General features: G+C 69.6%; 18 protein-coding genes and 1 tRNA gene. 10 read left to right on the top strand and 9 right to left on the bottom strand.

Going from position 1 to position 16862, the window contains the following annotated elements; all coding sequences use genetic code 11:
* The first annotated feature begins 109 nt into the window (after positions 1-109).
* The 7 genes from AB6V29_RS05815 (at position 110) to AB6V29_RS05785 (ending at position 6768) form a co-directional block, all read left to right on the top strand.
* Positions 110-1162, top strand: a complete 1053-nt coding sequence (locus tag AB6V29_RS05815; protein ID WP_307312873.1) for a MoxR family ATPase — start codon at positions 110-112, stop codon at positions 1160-1162.
* Positions 1159-2415, top strand: coding sequence for a DUF58 domain-containing protein (locus AB6V29_RS05810; RefSeq protein WP_369357506.1), 1257 nt, complete (start codon positions 1159-1161; stop codon positions 2413-2415). The genes AB6V29_RS05815 and AB6V29_RS05810 overlap by 4 nt, the downstream gene beginning before the upstream one ends.
* Positions 2402-4720 carry a DUF3488 and DUF4129 domain-containing transglutaminase family protein gene (locus tag AB6V29_RS05805; RefSeq protein ID WP_369357504.1) on the top strand — a complete coding sequence of 773 codons (2319 nt, stop codon included), beginning with the start codon at positions 2402-2404 and terminating at the stop codon, positions 4718-4720. The genes AB6V29_RS05810 and AB6V29_RS05805 overlap by 14 nt, the downstream gene beginning before the upstream one ends.
* Positions 4721-4806: 86 nt before the next feature.
* Positions 4807-5865: a helix-turn-helix domain-containing protein gene (locus tag AB6V29_RS05800; RefSeq protein WP_369357502.1), complete on the top strand. Its 1059-nt coding sequence runs from the start codon at positions 4807-4809 to the stop codon at positions 5863-5865.
* 71 nt (positions 5866-5936) lie between these two features.
* Positions 5937-6110, top strand: coding sequence for an antitoxin VbhA family protein (locus AB6V29_RS05795; protein ID WP_267787761.1), 174 nt, complete (start codon positions 5937-5939; stop codon positions 6108-6110).
* On the top strand, positions 6097-6315 hold the full coding sequence (locus tag AB6V29_RS05790) for a hypothetical protein (RefSeq protein WP_369357500.1): 219 nt from the start codon (positions 6097-6099) through the stop codon (positions 6313-6315). The genes AB6V29_RS05795 and AB6V29_RS05790 overlap by 14 nt, the downstream gene beginning before the upstream one ends.
* A 9-nt stretch (positions 6316-6324) precedes the next feature.
* Positions 6325-6768 carry a Fic/DOC family protein gene (locus AB6V29_RS05785; RefSeq protein WP_369357498.1) on the top strand — a complete coding sequence of 148 codons (444 nt, stop codon included), beginning with the start codon at positions 6325-6327 and terminating at the stop codon, positions 6766-6768.
* Positions 6769-6848: 80 nt separating this feature from the next.
* Here AB6V29_RS05785 and AB6V29_RS05780 read toward each other — a convergent pair.
* The 5 genes from AB6V29_RS05780 to AB6V29_RS05760 all read right to left on the bottom strand — a co-directional run bounded on the left by AB6V29_RS05780 (position 6849) and on the right by AB6V29_RS05760 (position 11031).
* Positions 6849-6940, bottom strand: a tRNA-Ser gene (locus AB6V29_RS05780).
* A 22-nt stretch (positions 6941-6962) separates the two neighbouring features.
* Positions 6963-7703 (bottom strand): MgtC/SapB family protein, encoded by a 741-nt coding sequence (locus AB6V29_RS05775; protein WP_210073536.1) that lies wholly within the window; start codon positions 7701-7703, stop codon positions 6963-6965.
* 52 nt (positions 7704-7755) lie between these two features.
* Positions 7756-8682: an acetamidase/formamidase family protein gene (locus AB6V29_RS05770; protein ID WP_307312879.1), complete on the bottom strand. Its 927-nt coding sequence runs from the start codon at positions 8680-8682 to the stop codon at positions 7756-7758.
* On the bottom strand, positions 8679-10103 hold the full coding sequence (locus tag AB6V29_RS05765; RefSeq protein ID WP_307312880.1) for an APC family permease: 1425 nt from the start codon (positions 10101-10103) through the stop codon (positions 8679-8681). Before AB6V29_RS05765 ends, AB6V29_RS05770 begins: the two co-directional genes overlap by 4 nt.
* Before the next feature lie 37 nt (positions 10104-10140).
* Positions 10141-11031, bottom strand: a complete 891-nt coding sequence (locus AB6V29_RS05760) for a proline iminopeptidase-family hydrolase (RefSeq protein ID WP_369357495.1) — start codon at positions 11029-11031, stop codon at positions 10141-10143.
* Between the two features lie 77 nt (positions 11032-11108).
* Between AB6V29_RS05760 and AB6V29_RS05755 the strand changes: the two genes are divergently transcribed.
* Complete coding sequence (locus AB6V29_RS05755; RefSeq protein ID WP_307312883.1) at positions 11109-11852, top strand: FadR/GntR family transcriptional regulator; 744 nt, start codon at positions 11109-11111, stop codon at positions 11850-11852.
* A gap of 83 nt (positions 11853-11935) precedes the next feature.
* Here the strand turns inward: AB6V29_RS05755 and AB6V29_RS05750 are convergent, their stop codons facing one another.
* Together AB6V29_RS05750 and AB6V29_RS05745 are read right to left on the bottom strand one after the other, a co-directional pair.
* Positions 11936-12511, bottom strand: coding sequence for a GNAT family N-acetyltransferase (locus AB6V29_RS05750; protein WP_369357492.1), 576 nt, complete (start codon positions 12509-12511; stop codon positions 11936-11938).
* Entirely contained in the window at positions 12508-12879 is a 372-nt protein-coding gene (locus AB6V29_RS05745; RefSeq protein WP_307312885.1) for a MerR family transcriptional regulator, read from the bottom strand. The genes AB6V29_RS05750 and AB6V29_RS05745 overlap by 4 nt, the downstream gene beginning before the upstream one ends.
* Positions 12880-12994: 115 nt before the next feature.
* On the opposite strand from AB6V29_RS05745, the gene AB6V29_RS05740 reads away from it, so the two are divergent.
* Positions 12995-14488 (top strand): SulP family inorganic anion transporter, encoded by a 1494-nt coding sequence (locus tag AB6V29_RS05740; RefSeq protein WP_369357490.1) that lies wholly within the window; start codon positions 12995-12997, stop codon positions 14486-14488.
* A 77-nt stretch (positions 14489-14565) separates the two neighbouring features.
* Here the strand turns inward: AB6V29_RS05740 and AB6V29_RS05735 are convergent, their stop codons facing one another.
* Positions 14566-15501 carry an AraC family transcriptional regulator gene (locus AB6V29_RS05735; protein ID WP_210073521.1) on the bottom strand — a complete coding sequence of 312 codons (936 nt, stop codon included), beginning with the start codon at positions 15499-15501 and terminating at the stop codon, positions 14566-14568.
* Positions 15502-15917: 416 nt separating this feature from the next.
* Between AB6V29_RS05735 and AB6V29_RS05730 the strand changes: the two genes are divergently transcribed.
* On the top strand, positions 15918-16259 hold the full coding sequence (locus AB6V29_RS05730; RefSeq protein WP_307312888.1) for a hypothetical protein: 342 nt from the start codon (positions 15918-15920) through the stop codon (positions 16257-16259).
* Positions 16260-16293: 34 nt separating this feature from the next.
* Here AB6V29_RS05730 and AB6V29_RS05725 read toward each other — a convergent pair whose 3' ends face one another.
* Positions 16294-16746: a MarR family winged helix-turn-helix transcriptional regulator gene (locus tag AB6V29_RS05725; protein ID WP_210073517.1), complete on the bottom strand. Its 453-nt coding sequence runs from the start codon at positions 16744-16746 to the stop codon at positions 16294-16296.
* Positions 16747-16862: the final 116 nt, after the last annotated feature.

Raw genomic sequence — 16862 nt, 5'->3', positions numbered from 1 at the left:
CGAGTGACGCCTGTGCACCCGCGGCTTTCCGACCCCCGCCGCCGCGGCCCGGGTTACGATCGGGTCACGGTGGCGAGGACGCGCCCGCCTCCGCGACAAGAGAGATGCCATGGACGAGACCGTCACGCCCGAGGCGACCACGCGGCTGCGCCGCGCAGACACCCCCACCGGCTCGGCTCGGCCCGGTGTCGACACCCCTCTCGACGCGGCGTCTTTCGCCCGGCTGACCGGGGACATTCTGGCCTCGGTGTCGACCGTCATCGACGGCAAGCCGGACGCCGTGCGCAGCGCCCTCATCGCGCTGCTCGCCGAGGGCCATCTGCTGATCGAAGACGTCCCGGGCGTCGGCAAGACGATGCTCGCGCGGGCACTGGCTGCCACGGTCGACGCGGACGTGCGCCGCATCCAGTTCACTCCCGACCTCCTGCCGGGCGACATCACCGGCGTGTCGGTCTTCAACCCCGTGCAGCGGCAGTTCGAGTTCACCCCGGGCGCGGTGTTCGCGCACATCGTCATCGCCGACGAGATCAACCGCTCCTCCCCCAAGACGCAGTCGTCGCTGCTCGAGGCCATGGAGGAGCGCCAGGTCACGGTCGACGGCCGCACGCACGTGCTCCCCTCGCCGTTCCTCGTCGTCGCGACCCAGAACCCGTTCGAGATGGAGGGCACGTACGTGCTCCCCGAGGCCCAGCGCGACCGTTTCCTGCTGCGGATCTCGATGGGATACCCGGATGCCGCGGCCGAGGCGCTCATGCTCCGCCAGCGCGACGCGGTGAACCCTCTCGACGCCCTGACACCGGTCGTGACCGCGCGTCAGGTGACCGCGCTGATCGCCTGGGCACGTGGCGTGCACGTGGCTCCCGCTCTCGAGGACTACGTCGTCGCCCTCGCGCAAGCCACCCGCAGTCACCCCGACATCCGTCTGGGGGCGAGCCCGCGCGCGACCCTGCAGCTCGTGCGCGCCGCCAAGGTGCGCGCCGCTCTCGACGGGCGCGCGTACGTCATCCCCGATGACATCACCGCTCTGCTGTCACCGGTCTTCGCGCACCGCCTGATCGCCAACCGTTCGGCCGCGGGCGGGCGGGCCGGGGCCGCGGTCGTCGCCGACGCGCTCGAGCGCATCGCGACGAGCGTGCGCGTTCCTCTCGCCCCGCGGCCGTGAGCACCGGCGTGAAGCGCCTGTGGCCCTTCACCCTGCGGGGCACGGGGGCCGTCCTCCTCGCCGTCGCCGGGTTCGTGATCGCGCAGCGCGCCGGCATCCCGGAACTGCTGTACTTCGCCACCCTGCTCGTGGCTCTGCTGGCGGTGTCGGCGATCGCGCTGCTGCTGACGCGCGGCACGGGGTCGGTCTCACGTGTGGTGACGCCCGAGACCCCCGAGGTCGGAGGTCCGGCGACCGTCGTGGTGCGGACGACGCTCTCCAGCGCCCTCCCCACCGGTCCCGGACGATGGAGCGACACGCTTCCGGCGGGACTCACCGGCCATGCCCGGGGGACCTCGGCACCCATCGCCTCGACGCTCTCGGGTGCAGCGGGCACGGTCGAGGTGCGCTACGACGTGGTCGGCGCTTCGCGCGGCATCCACTCGATCGGTCCTCTCGAAGTGACGACCACCGATCCCTTCGGCCTGGTGCGCCGTCGCATCGCCCTCGGCCGGGCGACCTCCGTGACGGTGGCCCCGGCGATCGTCGATCTGGCTCCGCTCCCCTCGGCGTCGGGTGAGGCGGGCGGCACGCGCCAGACCGCGGCCCTGCAGCTGGGACAGGGGGCCGACAACCTCGTCGCCCGTCCCTACGCGCCGGGCGATTCGATGCGTCGCATCCACTGGCGGGCCACCGCCCACCGCGACACGCTGATGGTGCGCCAGGAGGAGCAGGAGTCCTCGCCGGCCGCCACCGTGGTGATCGACCGCGCGCTCTCGCGGTGGTCGCCGCTGGCCGCCCACGCTCCCGGCAGCGACCCCGCTTTCGAGACGGCGGTGACCGCGTGCGTCTCGGCGGTCGCCCACCTCGTGCACGAGGGGTACACCGTCGACGTCGTCGACAGCGACGGCACTCTTCTCACCGACCCGGTCGAAGGCGGCGACGACGTCGAGGCGCGAGCGGCCGCCGCGGGTTTCGCGAGCCTGAGGGCGCGCGCCGACGACGCGTCCCACCGCGTGGTGCCGGTGACCGTCTCGGCTCTGCTGGGTCCCGTCGTCGTCATCACGGGGAACCTGCAGCCCGAGGACCACGCGGCCCTCGGGGCGGTCGGCACGCACTCGGCCCTTCCCGTACTGATCGTGGTGGCCGAGCACGCGCAGCTCGATGCCGTGCGGACCGCCGGCTGGCGCGCGGCGCACCTGCGCCCGGGGGCGGACGTGGCCCTCGCCTGGGACGACGCGATGGAACAGGGGTACGCCCGTGTCGGTCGCTGATCTCACCGTGCTGCGCACTCCCCGCCGTCGCCGCGACGCGACCCTGCTGACCATCGGTCTGTGCGCCGCGATCGCCGCCGCGATGCTGCCGGTCTTCTCGGTCATCGCCCCGGGCGCCTGGGTCGCGGGGGCCGTTCTCGTCGCCGGAGGCTCACTCGGCGCGGGGCTGATCGTCCGTCTGTCGCGGCTGCCCGCCCTGGTGGCGAGCATCGCGGAGGTGGTCGTGTGGATCGTGCTGCTCACGGCGATCTTCGGCCGCTCCACGGCCCTGTTCGGTGTCATCCCCACCCCCTCGACCTTCGCCTCGGTACCCGGGCTCGTCGCCCAGGCCTCGGCGGAGATCCGCGACGGCGTCGCCCCCGTCCCGCCGGATGAGGGCTTGGCGTTCCTCTTGATCGCCGCGATCGGCGCGCTCGCCATCGTCCTCGACCACGTCGTCCTGACCGCCCGGATGCCGTTGCTCGCCGGAGTGGGCCTGGTCGCCGTCTCGCTCATCCCGACGATCGCGATCCCCTCCGACGTCGACGTCGCAAGCTTCGTGGCGCTGGCGGCCGCTCTGCTGTTCCTGCTCCGCATCGACACGCGAGCCCGTGCCGCGGCTTCCGCGCGCCGGGACGATCGCGCTCGCTCCGCGCAGGGCCGCCGTCTCTTCGGGGTCTCGGCGACGGCTCTGGGCGTCGCGGCCGTCGCCGTGATCGTCGCCGTGGTCGCGACCCCCCTGCTCCCGCAGCCGGGCCTGCGGTTCGCCAGCGGCGGCACGGGCGGCCTGGGTACGACGATCAACCCCAACCTCGAGCTCGGCAACGACCTGCGGCAGCCGCGCGACGTCGAGGTGCTGAAGGTGCGCACGACGGGTCCGACGGCGCCGTACCTGCGCGCGGTCACCCTGTCGCGCTTCGACGGTGCCGTCTGGCAGCCCGACAGCTTCGACACCGTCCCGCTGCCCTCCGACGGCGCGGTGTTCGACCGCGTGGGCGTCGACGGCGACGTCGCCCTGGCCGATTGGACGACCACGGTCACCGTCGACCAGCTCGACAGCCCCTGGCTGCCGGTGCCGTACCCGGCCTCGACGGTGACGGGCCTGAACGGCGACTGGCTGGGCATGCCGCAGAACCGCACGGTGGTGACCCGCGCCGGATCCACACGCGAGCAGGTCTACGAGGTGCAGGCGAGCGTCCCCCGCCCGACCCTCGAGCAGATCCGTTCCAAGACCGTCGGCGGAACGGACCTCGACCCCGCGCTGACCGCGCTCCCCGCCGACGTGCCCGCCGTCATCGGCGACACCGCCCGTGAGGTCACCGCGAACGCGCAGACGCCCTACGACAAGCTCGTGACCCTGCAGAACTGGTTCCGCGGCAGCCAGTTCCGCTACTCGCTCGACGCCCCCGTCGATTCCGGGTTCGACGGAGCGGGCCTCGACGCCGTGGCGCAGTTCCTGCAGGTGCGCGCCGGGTACTGCGTGCACTACGCCTCGGCCTTCGCCGTCATGGCCCGCACCCTCGGCATCCCGGCGCGCATCGTCATCGGCTACCTTCCCGGCACGGCCTCGAGCATCCCCCAGCAGGGCGGCACCGAATACTCGGTCAGCTCGAGTCAGCTGCATTCGTGGCCCGAGGTGTACTTCGAAGGCATCGGATGGGTGCCCTTCGAGCCGACGAACAGCCTCGGCGTCCCCACGAACTTCGCCTCGGGCTCCTCCGGGAACAACACGACCACCCCGAACACCCCGAGCCAGGATGCCGAGGCCCCGGCCGATCAGCCCTCGTCGGCGCCGTCGGAGGCCGCCGAGAACGACCCCGGGGCGCAGTCCACCGGCGGTGGTTCAGTCGCCGCGCGGCAGAGCACCGCGTGGGTCGCCCCGGTCCTCGGGATCCTCGTGCTGCTGGTGCTCGCCGGGGTCCCGGCCGTCGCCCGGATCGTGCGGCGTCGCCGACGCCTCGCCGCCGCGCGCGCGGGCGACCCGGTGGCCGCGTGGACGGCGATGCTCGAGGACGCGGTGGATCTCGGCATCCCGGTCTCGTCCGCGCTGTCTCCGCGCGCCTTCGCGGTGCTGCTCGTCGAGGAGCATGGCGCACCGTCCAACGACGTCGGTCTTCTCCGCGAGGCCGTCGAACGGGTGAGCTACGCGGGCGACAGCTTCGACCCCGCTCGGGGACCCGGTCTCGTCGCCGCCGTCACGGGCGTGCGTGCGGCTCTCGATGAGAGAACGGCACCGCTGCGCCGGTTCCTCGCGCGGGCGTACCCTCGCTCGCTCGTCGTTCGGCCCGGCGCCGAAGCGATCCAGCGAGAGACCACCGCCGTCTGACGAGTCACTGCCGGCCGCACACGCCTAGACCGCGGACACGGACATCCTCGATCGCCGGTATAGGCACGCCGCGCGAGAATTGCAGTATGCGCCAATTCACGTTCCCGAACGGAGTAACGGTGGGTTGCTATGCGGACATAGACGTGCACCTTGACGCCATCGCGACACTCCGTGTTGGAGCGGTGCTCGAGTCGGTCGCGCCCTACCTCTCCGGCGAAGCAGCGCTGATTGTGTTCTCAGCATCCGCGGAAGAAGCCCTCGGCCTCCCACCAGACCCGCTTCGCAGACGAATGAGGGATCGCACGGGGGGAGGTGAAGCCATGTGGTTTGACACCGCGCCCAACCGCGTCTCGCTATCCATAGAATTTCCGCCGATGGATGACGCCGACGAAGTCGAATCGATGATGAGGCGAAGCGCGAGCTCGTGGCGAAGCCTCCATTTCGAGTCGGCCACCTTCCGTTCTCACTCGGAAGGCGACGAAATTGAGGTGACGTTCACCCCAGACGTTGGCGTCGAGATGCGCGAGCTCGCACGTGATTGCATGCGGGTCATCGCGAGCGTCCGCGGAACGATGCTGTCTGTCGACTCTCCACACGGCGCGATGCAGTCCCTCCTTTCCCACGCGTGGGAGTCATTCCGGGGAGTACCAGAATCATCATGGCTAGAGGCAAAGGCAAAGCTGTGGGGTGTGGACAGCGCAGCCGGTCAATTCGAACTTGCCCTCGATGTCGCGAGCTTCGCCAACTCACCGGCGGGCGGCGTCATTGTCGTCGGGTTCACGACAACGCGGGACGAGTTTGATCGTGATGTGATCACTAACGTGGACGGCATTCGGAACATCGATGCGGCAGTCCCTCGCGTCGAAGAGATCATCAATCGATACATCACACCTCACCCTCGGGATCTGAGGGTCGAAGTGATTGAGCGCGGCGATCATCGCGTTCTCGTTGTCTATATCCCCCCACAGCCCGCCGAGCACCTCCCCCATTTAGTCCTTGGCGGCACTCTTGCTACCGGGAAGTATTTCGGAGGCGGGTTCAGCTGGGTTGAGAGACGGGGCACATCGAAACGCTCGGTCTCGCTCGCCGAAGTTCAGCAGCTGCTCCGAACGAACCGCGCGCCTGGTGCGACCCCACCGAATTGATCAGGAGGTCTGGGGTCCAGTCGAGAGTCAGCCGTCGCTCGTAGACTGTGACGAACGGGACGGGAGTCGAGATGGAGACCACCGCAGTGCGGGCGAAGAGCGTCGAGGCGGCGATCCACAGCGCCGAGATCGAGGGACTGAGTATCAGCAAGGCGACCCTCACCGACGCCGATGCGTATGTTGCCGGGAAGATCGACTCGACTGAGCTTGTCGACCGGGTGCGCAGCAGGTATGGCCTCTCCTGAAGTCGTCGATCCGTATCTGATACCGGGAACCAACGTCCTGAGGAACCTCCTCGGGCTCACCTCCGCAGCTGATCTCAGCGCCGCCGAGGCAGACCTCTCCTTCGTGAGAGCACTGCAGCTGCTGGATGAACCGGTTCCGGCGACAAACGATCTGCGCGAGCTGCAACGGATCCACCTTCACCTCTTCCAGGACATCTACGACTGAGCTGGGCAGGTGAGGACGATCGACGTACGGAAGAATGTTCCTGGCGCCGAGTTCTTCCTCCCCGTCGGCTACATTGAGCACGCCGCCAGCATCTGCTTCGCGGCACTCGCCGAGGACAATCATCTCTCCGGACTACGCCGCGACGAGTTCGTCGAGCATATTGCCCATCACTACGAGAAAATCAACTACATCCACCCCTTCAGAGAGGGCAACGGACGAGTGCAGCGCATCTACTGGAATCGCGTCGCACTAGCCGCGGGGTGGCAACTCGACTGGCGCCCCGTCCACGGTGACGAGAACCATCTCGCGGCGCGCGCCGGGTCCGATCAGCAAGATCTCGGACCCCTCGTTCGCATGTTCGACAAAGTCGTCACGTTGCCGGACGACGAGACGCGCGCGGACTGGTCAGCCGACGAGATCCAACGCTTGGCGATACGCCCCGACCTGACCTGAGATCTCTGGGTAAACCATGTCTTATGAGGGACCCGCATCATGCGAGATGAGCCCCACCCCTTAGGGTGAGGCTCATCTCGTGGCGGAAGTGACAGGATTTGAACCTGCGAGGCGAGTTACCCCGCCTACATGGATTCCAGCCATGCTCCTTAGGCCGCTCGGACACACTTCCAAGGGACGATCTTACACGTCGCTCAGCCCCGCCCGAATCGGCGCCGGGTTCGGACGGTGATCGGGCTGTCCTCCGCCCTCCACGACATCGCGCGCACACCGGTGTCGCGCGAAAGCCGGGTGGTCACGGCATCCAGGAACTCGGGCGCGTCTCCCTCGATGAGCAGTTCGGCGTCGAGGATCACGCCCGCCGGCTCCTCATCGACGCCGTCGTCTTCGTGGCTCGACATCGCGAGCACGAGGACATCGGGTGACTCCAGGGTGTCGGAGAGCAGCTCGCGCACTTCTTGCTCGCGCTCCTCGAGCGCGCGCACCGTGAGGACGAATGCCCCGATCGTCTCGGCGTTGGCGTCGGGGGCGCGGTCGACGAGGCGACCGAGCGGGCGGAGGAGGACGTGCACGAGGAGTACCAGCGCCGTCATCGTCAGCGCCGGCACCACCAGCCCGCCCGCGGCCAGGCAGCCGACGGCCGCCGAGCACCACAGGGTCGCAGCGGTGTTGAGTCCCTGCACGGACAGGCCCTGCCGGAGGATCACACCACCGCCGAGAAAACCGACTCCCGAGACGACGTAGGCGGCGATCTGCAGCGAGCCCTGGCCCACCCCCAGCTCGCTGCCGAAGAGGACGAAAGCGGCAGCTCCCATGGCCACGAGCGCCTGCGTGCGAAGGCCCGCCGTGCGGGAGCGATACTGCCGCTCCAAGCCGATGAGCACGCCGCACCCCGCTGCCAGCAGCAGGCGCAGCACGAAGTCGAGATCAGCCATGCGAAACACCCCTCGCGGCGGGGTCGGAAGCGTCGGTCACCGGCGCAGTATGTCAGAGCACGCTTTTCGGCAACCTGTGCAGCGTCACCGCCCCCACCGCCCGGAACGGGTGCAGCGGGTCGGGCGCCTCGGAGCCGGTCGGGCCGCCCAGCTCGCTGTGCACGAGCGCGCTCATGACCGCGTAGGCATCCATGCGGTCCCATCCCCGCGCGTCGACGAGCTCGTCGAAGACGTCTTCGTACCCGCGCCGGATGCTCTCCTGGACCGGGTCTCCGAGGCCGACGAAGATCCACTCCTCGTCGGTCTCGACCCGGGGCGCCCGCAGAGCGGCATCCGCGATGAGATCGATCGAGACCACGGCGACGCCCGCCGCCTCGATGGCGACGAACGACGACTCGCCGCGGGCCATCACGGCGTGGATGTCGCCGATCGACAGGAGCGCGCCCTCGACCTCGACGGGCAGGTAGACCGTGGCCCCCGGAGCGACGTCGGTGAGATCCATGTTGCCGCCGAGAGCGGTCGTGGGCATCACGGTGGAGTTGCGCCCCGACGCGGGAGCCGTTCCGATGCACCCGATCATGGGTCGCGCGGGAACCACGTGCCGGTCGGTGAGATGCACGCCCTCGGCGTCGATCGGGATGCGACGGCTGATGACGTGGTCGGGCATGCGGTGCTGCAGCGCGCCCGCGCCGGGGAGGCTCTGCGACCAGCCGTAGTCGCCGAGGCGGATCTCGTGCACGTGCACGGCGAGGGCATCGCCCGGCTTGGCGCCCTCGACGTACACGGGCCCGGTCACCGGGTTGATCGGCGCCCGTAGCGCACCGAGATCACCGTGGTCGTGGAGCTCGGCGTAGACCGCGTCGTCGGTCTCGAAGGCGATCGTCTCACCGGTCCCGGGCCGTAGGCGCAGCACCGGAGGCACCGATGCGTCGTAGCCGGGACGACCGTGATCCTTGCCGAGCCAGTGGTCGACGGTCATCGAGGGGCCACCTCTCCCCCGCCTTCACCGGCGGTGGACGTGGCGTGCTCGGGCAGAGGATCAGCGGCTCCCCCGTGCTTGCGAGCGAAGATCAGGTACACGATCCCCCCGACGACGAGCCACAGGATGCCGCCGACCTTGGCGGTCATGTCCGCGTTGAGCAGCACGTAACCGATGATGAGGAACCCGACCAGCGGCACGACGAGGTGCAGCAGATAGTTCTTCGACTTCTTCTTGCCGAGGTAGTACGCCGCCACCGACACGTGCAGCAGCATGAAGCCGAGCAGAGCGCCGAAGTTCACCAGCGACGAGATCACGGCGATCTGGCCGACGAAGAACAGCACGAGCACCAGCGAGATGGCGCTGACCATCAGGATGGCGGCCATCGGAACCTGGCGAGAGGTCACCTTCGACAGGAAGGCGGGGAGGCGCCGGTCACGGCTCATCGAGTACAGCAGGCGCGAGGTCGCGGCCTGCGCCGCCACCGCGTTGGCGATACCCACCGCGATGACGTTGACCGCGAGGAACGCCGTGGCCCACCCGCTGCCGGCGGCCTTGGCCACCAGCAGGAAGAACGCGTTGTTGACCTCGTCGTCGCCGAACTCGATGGTGCCGGCGGCCAGGGCGCTCGCGAACCACGTCTGCGCGATGAAGAGCACCGCGACCACGAGCAGGGCGATGATCATCGCGCGTCCGCCGGACTTCCGGTCCCCCGTGGACTCCTCGGCCATCGTCGAGATGCCGTCGAAGCCGAGGAAGCTCAGCACCGCGATCGAGAGGGCGGTGGCGATGAGGGCGGGGTTGACCTTCTCGGCATCCCAGAGCGGTGCCATCGTGAACTCGGCGCCCGGGATCGTGCCGGACGAGAGCGCGATCATCGCGATGACGACGAAGATCACCACGAAGGCGAGCTGGATGGCGAGCATGACGCGGTTCGCGATCTTGATGGAGCCGATGCCGAGGACGTTGATCACGGTGTTGACGACGACGAAGACCACGGCCCAGATCCACTGCGGGACATCGGGGAAGATCCCCGCCATCGACGACGCCGCGAAGACGTAGAGCAGGGTCGGCACGAGCAGGTAGTCGAGCAGGATCGCCCACCCGGCGAAGAAGCCCACGGTGGGGTGCAGACCCCGACCGACGTACGAGAACACCGAGCCCGCGATCGGGAACGCCTTCGACATCTGCGCATAGGCGAGGGCGGTGAAGATCATCGCGATGACCCCGGTGAGGTAGACCAACGGCACCATGCCGCTGGCGGCGTTGAACACGACGCCGAAGATCGCCCACGGCGCGATGGGCACCATGAAGACGAGACCGTAGACCACGAGGTCGAGGGTGGACATGGAGCGCTTGAGCTCCTGCTTGTAGCCGAAGGACTCCAGCGACTGCTGGGCCTCGGGGGCGTGATGCGACATCGGGTCTCCTGGTTCGGGTGGGGGTCGGGGTACGTCGTCAGGGAAGGGGTGCGAGGAAGTCGGCGATGACCGCGCGGAAGGCCTCGGGCATCTCGAGGTGGGTGCAGTGGCTCGCCCCGGCGAAGACGTGCGACCGGGCGCCGGGGATGCGCTCGACGAAGGGCTCCCAGGTCTCGGGCGTGGCCTCGTCGAACTCGCCGGCGACCACGAGCGTGGGCACGGCGACCCGGGGCAGACGGTCGATGATCGTCCAGTCGCGACCGGTGCCGACGACGTGGAACTCGTTCGGGCCGTTCATCGTGAAGTAGACGGTCGGGTCGGCGAGCATCTGCTGCTCGCTGTCGACGAAGTCCTGCGGCATGGGGGTCACTCGGCAGACGTGCCGCTCGTAGAACACGCGGGTGGCCTCCGCGTACTCCGGGTCGTCGAGGGTACCCGCGGCTTCGTGGCGGTCGAGCGCCTCGCGGGCTCGTGCGGGGAGCTCGGCACGGAGGCGGGCCGCCCCCGCGAGCCAGAGGGCCATGGATGCCGGGGAGTTGCAGATCTCCAGGCTCCGCAGCCCCGCGGGCTGGCGGACGGCGATCTCGGCTCCGAGCATGCCGCCCCAGGACTGCCCGAGCACGTGGTACTCGTCGAAGCCGAGCGCGCGCTGGAGGTTGTGGAACTCGTCGACGAACAGCTGCGGCACCCACTGGGAGGTCGGCGCGTCGGGGTGGTGCGAGCTCTTGCCGCAGCCGATCTGGTCGTAGTGCACGACGGTGCGCCCGGTCAGATCGGCGAGGGCGTCCAGGTTCGAGACGTAGTCGTGCGCCATCCCCGGCCCGCCGTGGAGGACGAAGAGGGGGGCATTCCCGGAGGGCTCGGCCGGTTCGGTGAGTCGGGCCCAGGTGAAGCCGTCGTGGAAGGGAACGGTGATCTCGCGCTGCATGCAGTCATCGTGGACCCTTAAAGGTGCGTTGGCAAACCTTTTCTCCGGATTTAACATGGGAGAAACGACGGGAGCCCATGGCCGACACCGACGACGCCTCCCTGGTGGAGCGCGTGACCGAGCGATTGATCACCGCCGTCGCGGTGGGCGAGTTCCTCCCGGGTACCCGCCTGCCCGCCGAACGCGACCTCTCGCCCCTCCTGGGCGTCGGCCGGACGACGGTGCGCGCGGCCCTCGACGACCTGTCCACGAGGGGTCTGATCGAACGGCGTCGGGGGCGCGGGGGCGGCACGTTCGTCGCCGAGGAGTGGCCCGCCTCCATCGTCGTCGGCGTCGACCGCTGGTTCGAGGAGCGCTGGAGCGACCTGGTCGACGCGTGCACCGCGAGCTCGATGCTGCACTCCTCGCTCGCGCGCCTCGCCGCCGAGCGGCGCAGCGACGCCGACATCGCCGTCATGCGTGAGCGCCTCGCCGAGTTCCACTCCGCCGAGTCGGGCGACCCCAAGCAGCGCGCCGACAGCCTGCTGCACCTCGCGATCATCGAGGCGGCGCACAACACCGCGCTGCGCGACATCCTGCTCGAGCACGAGCGCCATCTGTCACTGTCGGCACCCGCGCACCCGTGGGGCGATCGCGGCAGTCATCGCCGCATGGAGACGCGCGCGGCGCGAGAGCACGACGCGATCGTCGATGCGATCGTTCAGGCCTCGCCCGAACAGGCCGCCGAGCTGGCCCGCCGGCACGTGCAGATCGACCTCGAGCTGTTCACCGAGGCGCGGGAGTTCGCGCGCCGCCGGGCAGCCGAGGCTGCGGCCGGCTGAGCATCCCGCTCACCTCGCCCGCGGAGAACGTTCCGCTCGCGCGCGGGCATCCTCCGCCGCGCGAGCCTGCTCGCGAGGGCGGGTCAGCCGCCCAGACGCCCCTCGAGACCCGCGCGCACGGCCGGCCACTCCTCGCGGAGGATCGAGAAGTACAGCGTGTCCGACACACTGCCGTCGGGTGCGATGCGGTGCCGCCGGAGCCGCCCCTCTCGCGTCGCGCCGAGGCGCTCGATCGCGCGCGCACTGCGCTCGTTCCGCGCGTCGCAGCGCAGCGCCACCCGGTTCACCTGCCACTGGTCGAAGGCGTGGGCGAGCAGCAGCAGCTTCGCGGCGGGGTTCGTGCGCCCACCCTGGAAGGCGCGGCCGTACCAGGTCGTCCCGATCTCGACCCGCCTCTGCGGCGGCACGTACTCGTAGAACGTCGTCGCACCGCGAACCTCTCGCGTCTCGGCGTCGCGCACGGTGAAGGCGTACAGCCCCGGCGTCGCGACCTGCTGCTCGACCCGAGCGGCGTAGGCCTCGACCGAATCCGCCCACGGGGTCGTCATGCGACCCCAGAGCTCCGCGTCGGTCAGCGGCCACGCCTGCGCCGCGTCCGCCGGCTCCGCCGGGGTCAGACGGATGCCGTGACCCTCGAGCGTGATGTCGTGAGCGGTCATCGCGCCTCCAGCTGGCTGACGAACTCGTCGGCGGCGGCGAGCTGGCGCCGCAGGTCTTCGCGACGGCGATGCGCCTCGTCGCGAATGTCGGCGAGACGGGCCACCAGAGCGGAATCGCCCGGGGCCTCGGTGAGTCCGTCGACCACGGCGAGCAGCTCCCCCATCTGCTCGAGGGAGTATCCGAGCGGCTTCATCCGGCGGATGAGAAGCAACCGCGACTCGTCGTCGGCCGTGTAGAGCCGGAACCCGCCCTCGCTGCGCGCCGAGGGGCGGAGCAGCCCGATCTCGTCGTAGTGGCGAAGGGTGCGGATCGACAGCCCCGTCCGCTCGGCGAGTTCGCCGATCTGCATCGGCCGCACGTCGGTCATGCCATCCCCGATCCCGCAACCCTCTCGTTACGGTAGAGTTCGATAGGTCGCGATCGCGACCCCCCTATTCTTCCCCGCGTTGAAGCGGACCCCTCCCCCACCCCGGAGCATCACCATGACCTCTGCCCCCGCGCGCCCGCGCACCGAGCCCACCGTCCTGCAGGCCCTGCGTTCGCCTCGCCTGCTGACCCGCGAGGTGCTGGCCGGCCTCGTCGTCGCCATCGCCCTCATCCCCGAGGCGATCGCCTTCTCGATCATCGCCGGGGTCGACCCGCGCCTCGGGCTCTTCTCATCGTTCGTGATGGCCGTGGCGATCGCCTTCCTCGGCGGCCGCCCCGCCATGATCACCGCCGCCACCGGCGCGATCGCCCTGGTCATCGCCCCCGTGGCCCGCGAGCACGGGGCCGACTACCTGCTCGCGACGGTGATCCTGGGCGGCATCCTGCAGGTCATCCTCGGCATTCTCGGGGTCGCCAAGCTCATGCGATTCATTCCCCGCAGCGTCATGGTGGGCTTCGTCAACGCCCTCGCGATCCTGATCTTCGTCGCCCAGGTGCCGCAGCTGATCGGCGTGCCCTGGGCGGTCTACCCGATCGCGGCGGCGGGGCTGGCGATCATGTATCTGCTGCCGCGCGTGACCAAGGTCGTCCCGGCGCCGCTGGTCGCGATCGTCCTGCTCACCGCAGCCGCGGTCGTCTTCGGCATCTCGGTGCCCACCGTGGGCGACCAGGGCGCCCTGCCCGAGAGCCTGCCCGCCCTGCTTGTTCCGAACGTGCCGCTCACCGGCGAGACGCTCGCGATCATCCTGCCCTTCGCCGTCGCCATGGCGATCGTCGGCCTTCTCGAATCGCTCATGACCGCGGCCCTCGTCGACGACATCACCGACACCCCCTCGTCGAAGACGCGCGAGTCCCTCGGCCAGGGGGCGGCGAACCTGCTGTCGGGGCTGTTCGGCGGAATGGGCGGCTGCGCCATGATCGGCCAGACGATGATCAACGTGAAGGCCTCGGGAGCGCGCACCCGCATCTCGACCTTCCTGGCCGGCGTCTTCCTGCTCGTGCTCGTGCTGGCCTTCGGCGACGTGGTCGCCGTCGTTCCGATGGCGGTGCTCGTGGCCGTGATGATCGTCGTATCGATCGCCACCTTCGACTGGCACAGCATCCGCCCCTCCACCCTTCGCCGGATGCCGCTGAGCGAGACGATCGTGATGGTGCTCACGGTCGCCGTGACGGTGTGGACGCACAATCTCGCGATCGGCGTGGGTGTGGGCGTGATCGCCGCCGCGGTGCTCTTCGCACGACGGGTCGCGAGCGTCACCGCGGTGACGCGGTCCGTGGAGGGCGACACCGCTCGCTACACCGTGGAGGGCGAGCTGTTCTTCGCCTCGAGCAACGACCTGACCACGAAGTTCGCGTACCACGACGACCCTCGGCGGGTCGTCATCGACCTTTCGCGCTCGCACGTCTGGGACGCGTCCACGGTTGCAGCTCTCGACGCGGTGCAGACGAAGTACGCGCACCTCGGCACGACGGTCGAGATCGAGGGCATGAACGACACCGCCGCCCGACTGCACGCGCGCCTGAGCGGAGGGCTCGGCGCGGGACACTGACCCCGCGCTCGCCTCGAAGGGTGACGCCGGGGCCACGAGCCCGCCGGTGGATCCCGCTCGACGCGAGCCCGCCGCCCTCAGGACCGCAGCGTCATCGACGGCGTCTCGCCGAACTCCCCGCGATACATCGCGGCGAAGCGCCCGAGGTTCGAGAACCCCCACCGTGCCGCGATCGCCGCGACCGTCTCGACCGACGGGTCGGCGCTGCGCAACTCGGCGCGTGCGGCGTCCAGACGCACGCGGCGCAGGTACTGCATCGGGGTTCGTCCGGTGGCCGCGCGGAACGCGTACTGCAGGCCGCGCGGCGACAGACGAGCCGCCTGCGCGATATCCGCCAGCACCACGGGCTCTGCCGCGTGCGCCTCGACGTACGCCTTGGCCCTTCGCACCGGGGCGGGCAGCGGCCGCGAGGGGCGGCCGGCCGCGAGGGCCTCGGTGAAGGTCGTCGGGAAGGCGAGGAGCGAGGCCTCCAGCAAAAGGGTGCGGGCCTGCTGCTCGATGATCGGGGTTCGTTCGGGTGAGCGCAGCAGCACGTCGCGGGCGTACTCCCACGTGCGCGACCAGTAGCGCAGGCGCTGCTCGCTCACCGGCGCGTACCCTGTCGGCCGGACGCGCAGGGTGTCGTCGCCCGACAGCCGCCGAGCGGCTTCGTCGAAGTCGGAGCGCGCGAACGAGACGGCGGTACCGGCGATGCGCCCGGTGAAGGCGATCTCGAGAGGGCGGTCGACGACCATGAACGGCACCGCCGTGTCGATGCGCTCGCGACGATAGGTACCCGATACCCGGGGACCGGCGATACGACCGACCACGACCTGATCGCGCGGATCGGACTCGACGATCATCGTCGAACCGATCGTGTAATCGCAGAAAGCGAAACCGGGCTCGGAGGCCGCATGCCAGGCGAGAGCCGGCTGGATCACCTCGGCGCGCGAGATGCGCGCTCCGGGAACGACGGTCTGCCACAGGTGCTCCACCGTCTCGGCGTCGCGGGTTTCGATGTTCGTATGCTCCACGCCTTTTTCCTAAATAGTCCGAGGATGTGCGGCAAGACCATTGCGCTCAGTGGCGGGGGCCACTATGGGAACGCTCTCACACGCTCAGCCGAAGAGACCGCGGCGTCGTGGATGCCCCCCATCCGCATTCCACGCTATCGCTCATAGGAATTGCAATGCGCATTTCGGCGGATTCGGACCGCGTACGTCAATCGGCATCCGAAATGCGAAAGATGGACTCCGTGCAGATTGACCCGACGTACGTCGACCGGCCATCATCCCCGAGCAGCAACTCGCTGCATCCTGACCGCTCTCCGTTCCCCGGCGCGGTGGTCGGCAGGCGCCTCGAGACGGAGCTCGTGACCCCGCCCGGGGCGCCTGGTGCGGCCCATAATAGGACGGGGCCTACCCGGCGTCCGCCAGGGAAGGGAGCTCTCATGCCATTTCGCACGACCACCACGCTGCAAAGCTGGGTCGACGATTTCCGAGCGCTCGGCTACGACGACGCCGACATGCTGCGCGTCATTCCCCAGGACCTCGACGACGGCGCCGATGCGGGACTCATCGCCGCCCGACTGAAGAGCGTTTCGACGACGTTCTTCATCGCCCCCGGCCCCGAGCTGCACTCCACCGAATGGGCCGTGACGTTCGAGCCCCGCGAAGACGCCGCTCCCCTGCCGGCCGGTCGCGTCATGGCGCTGTCGGGTGAATTGGCGACGTTGTCGGCGTTGTGTTCTTTCCTCCAGGCACGATCCGAGGCTTTTCTCGCGAACGTCTGAGGCCGCCGGGCGCGACGGGTCGAGTCGAAGAAGCTCAGCTCACGGCTCGCGCGGTGATGCGGTCGAGGACTTCGGCGAGCCGTTTGGCATCGACGGGATCCACGTCGGCGATCGCCGCTTCGACGGCGGTGTCGAAGGCGCGAAGCTGTGACCACGGCGCACTGTCGAGGTCGATGATCACCGTGATGTGGTTCACCCGACGATCTTGTTCGTCGAGGTCGCGCCGCACGGCACCGCGCTGCACGAGGCGGTCGATGAGCGTGGTGACGCCGGCCGAGGTGATACCGAGGTGGTCACGAACGTGCGAGGGCCGAGCCCCGGGATTCTCGGCGACGAACAGCAGGGCGCGAGCGTCGAGCTCGTTCAAGGACAGCTCACGACGCGCTTCCGCGGCGGCGACCCGGCGGGCTTCGCCGTAGGCGAGGAGGGCGCGGCCGACCTCCGACCCCGGCGCGGGGCGAGACGAAGTTTCGGGGGACGAGTGCACGACCCATGATCGTACCCACTCCGGCCCAGTGTCCAGTCCGCTTGCACGGAGCGGCGCAGGATGCTCCACCGGCCGCTCGACACGCGGCGGACCGGGTGATGGGTACGTCGAGACTC

The organism is Microbacterium sp. 20-116 (assembly GCF_041079415.1).
GTDB lineage: Bacteria > Actinomycetota > Actinomycetes > Actinomycetales > Microbacteriaceae > Microbacterium.
Note: the sequence above shows the minus strand (reverse complement) of the source record. Positions and strands in the feature narration are given on the sequence as shown.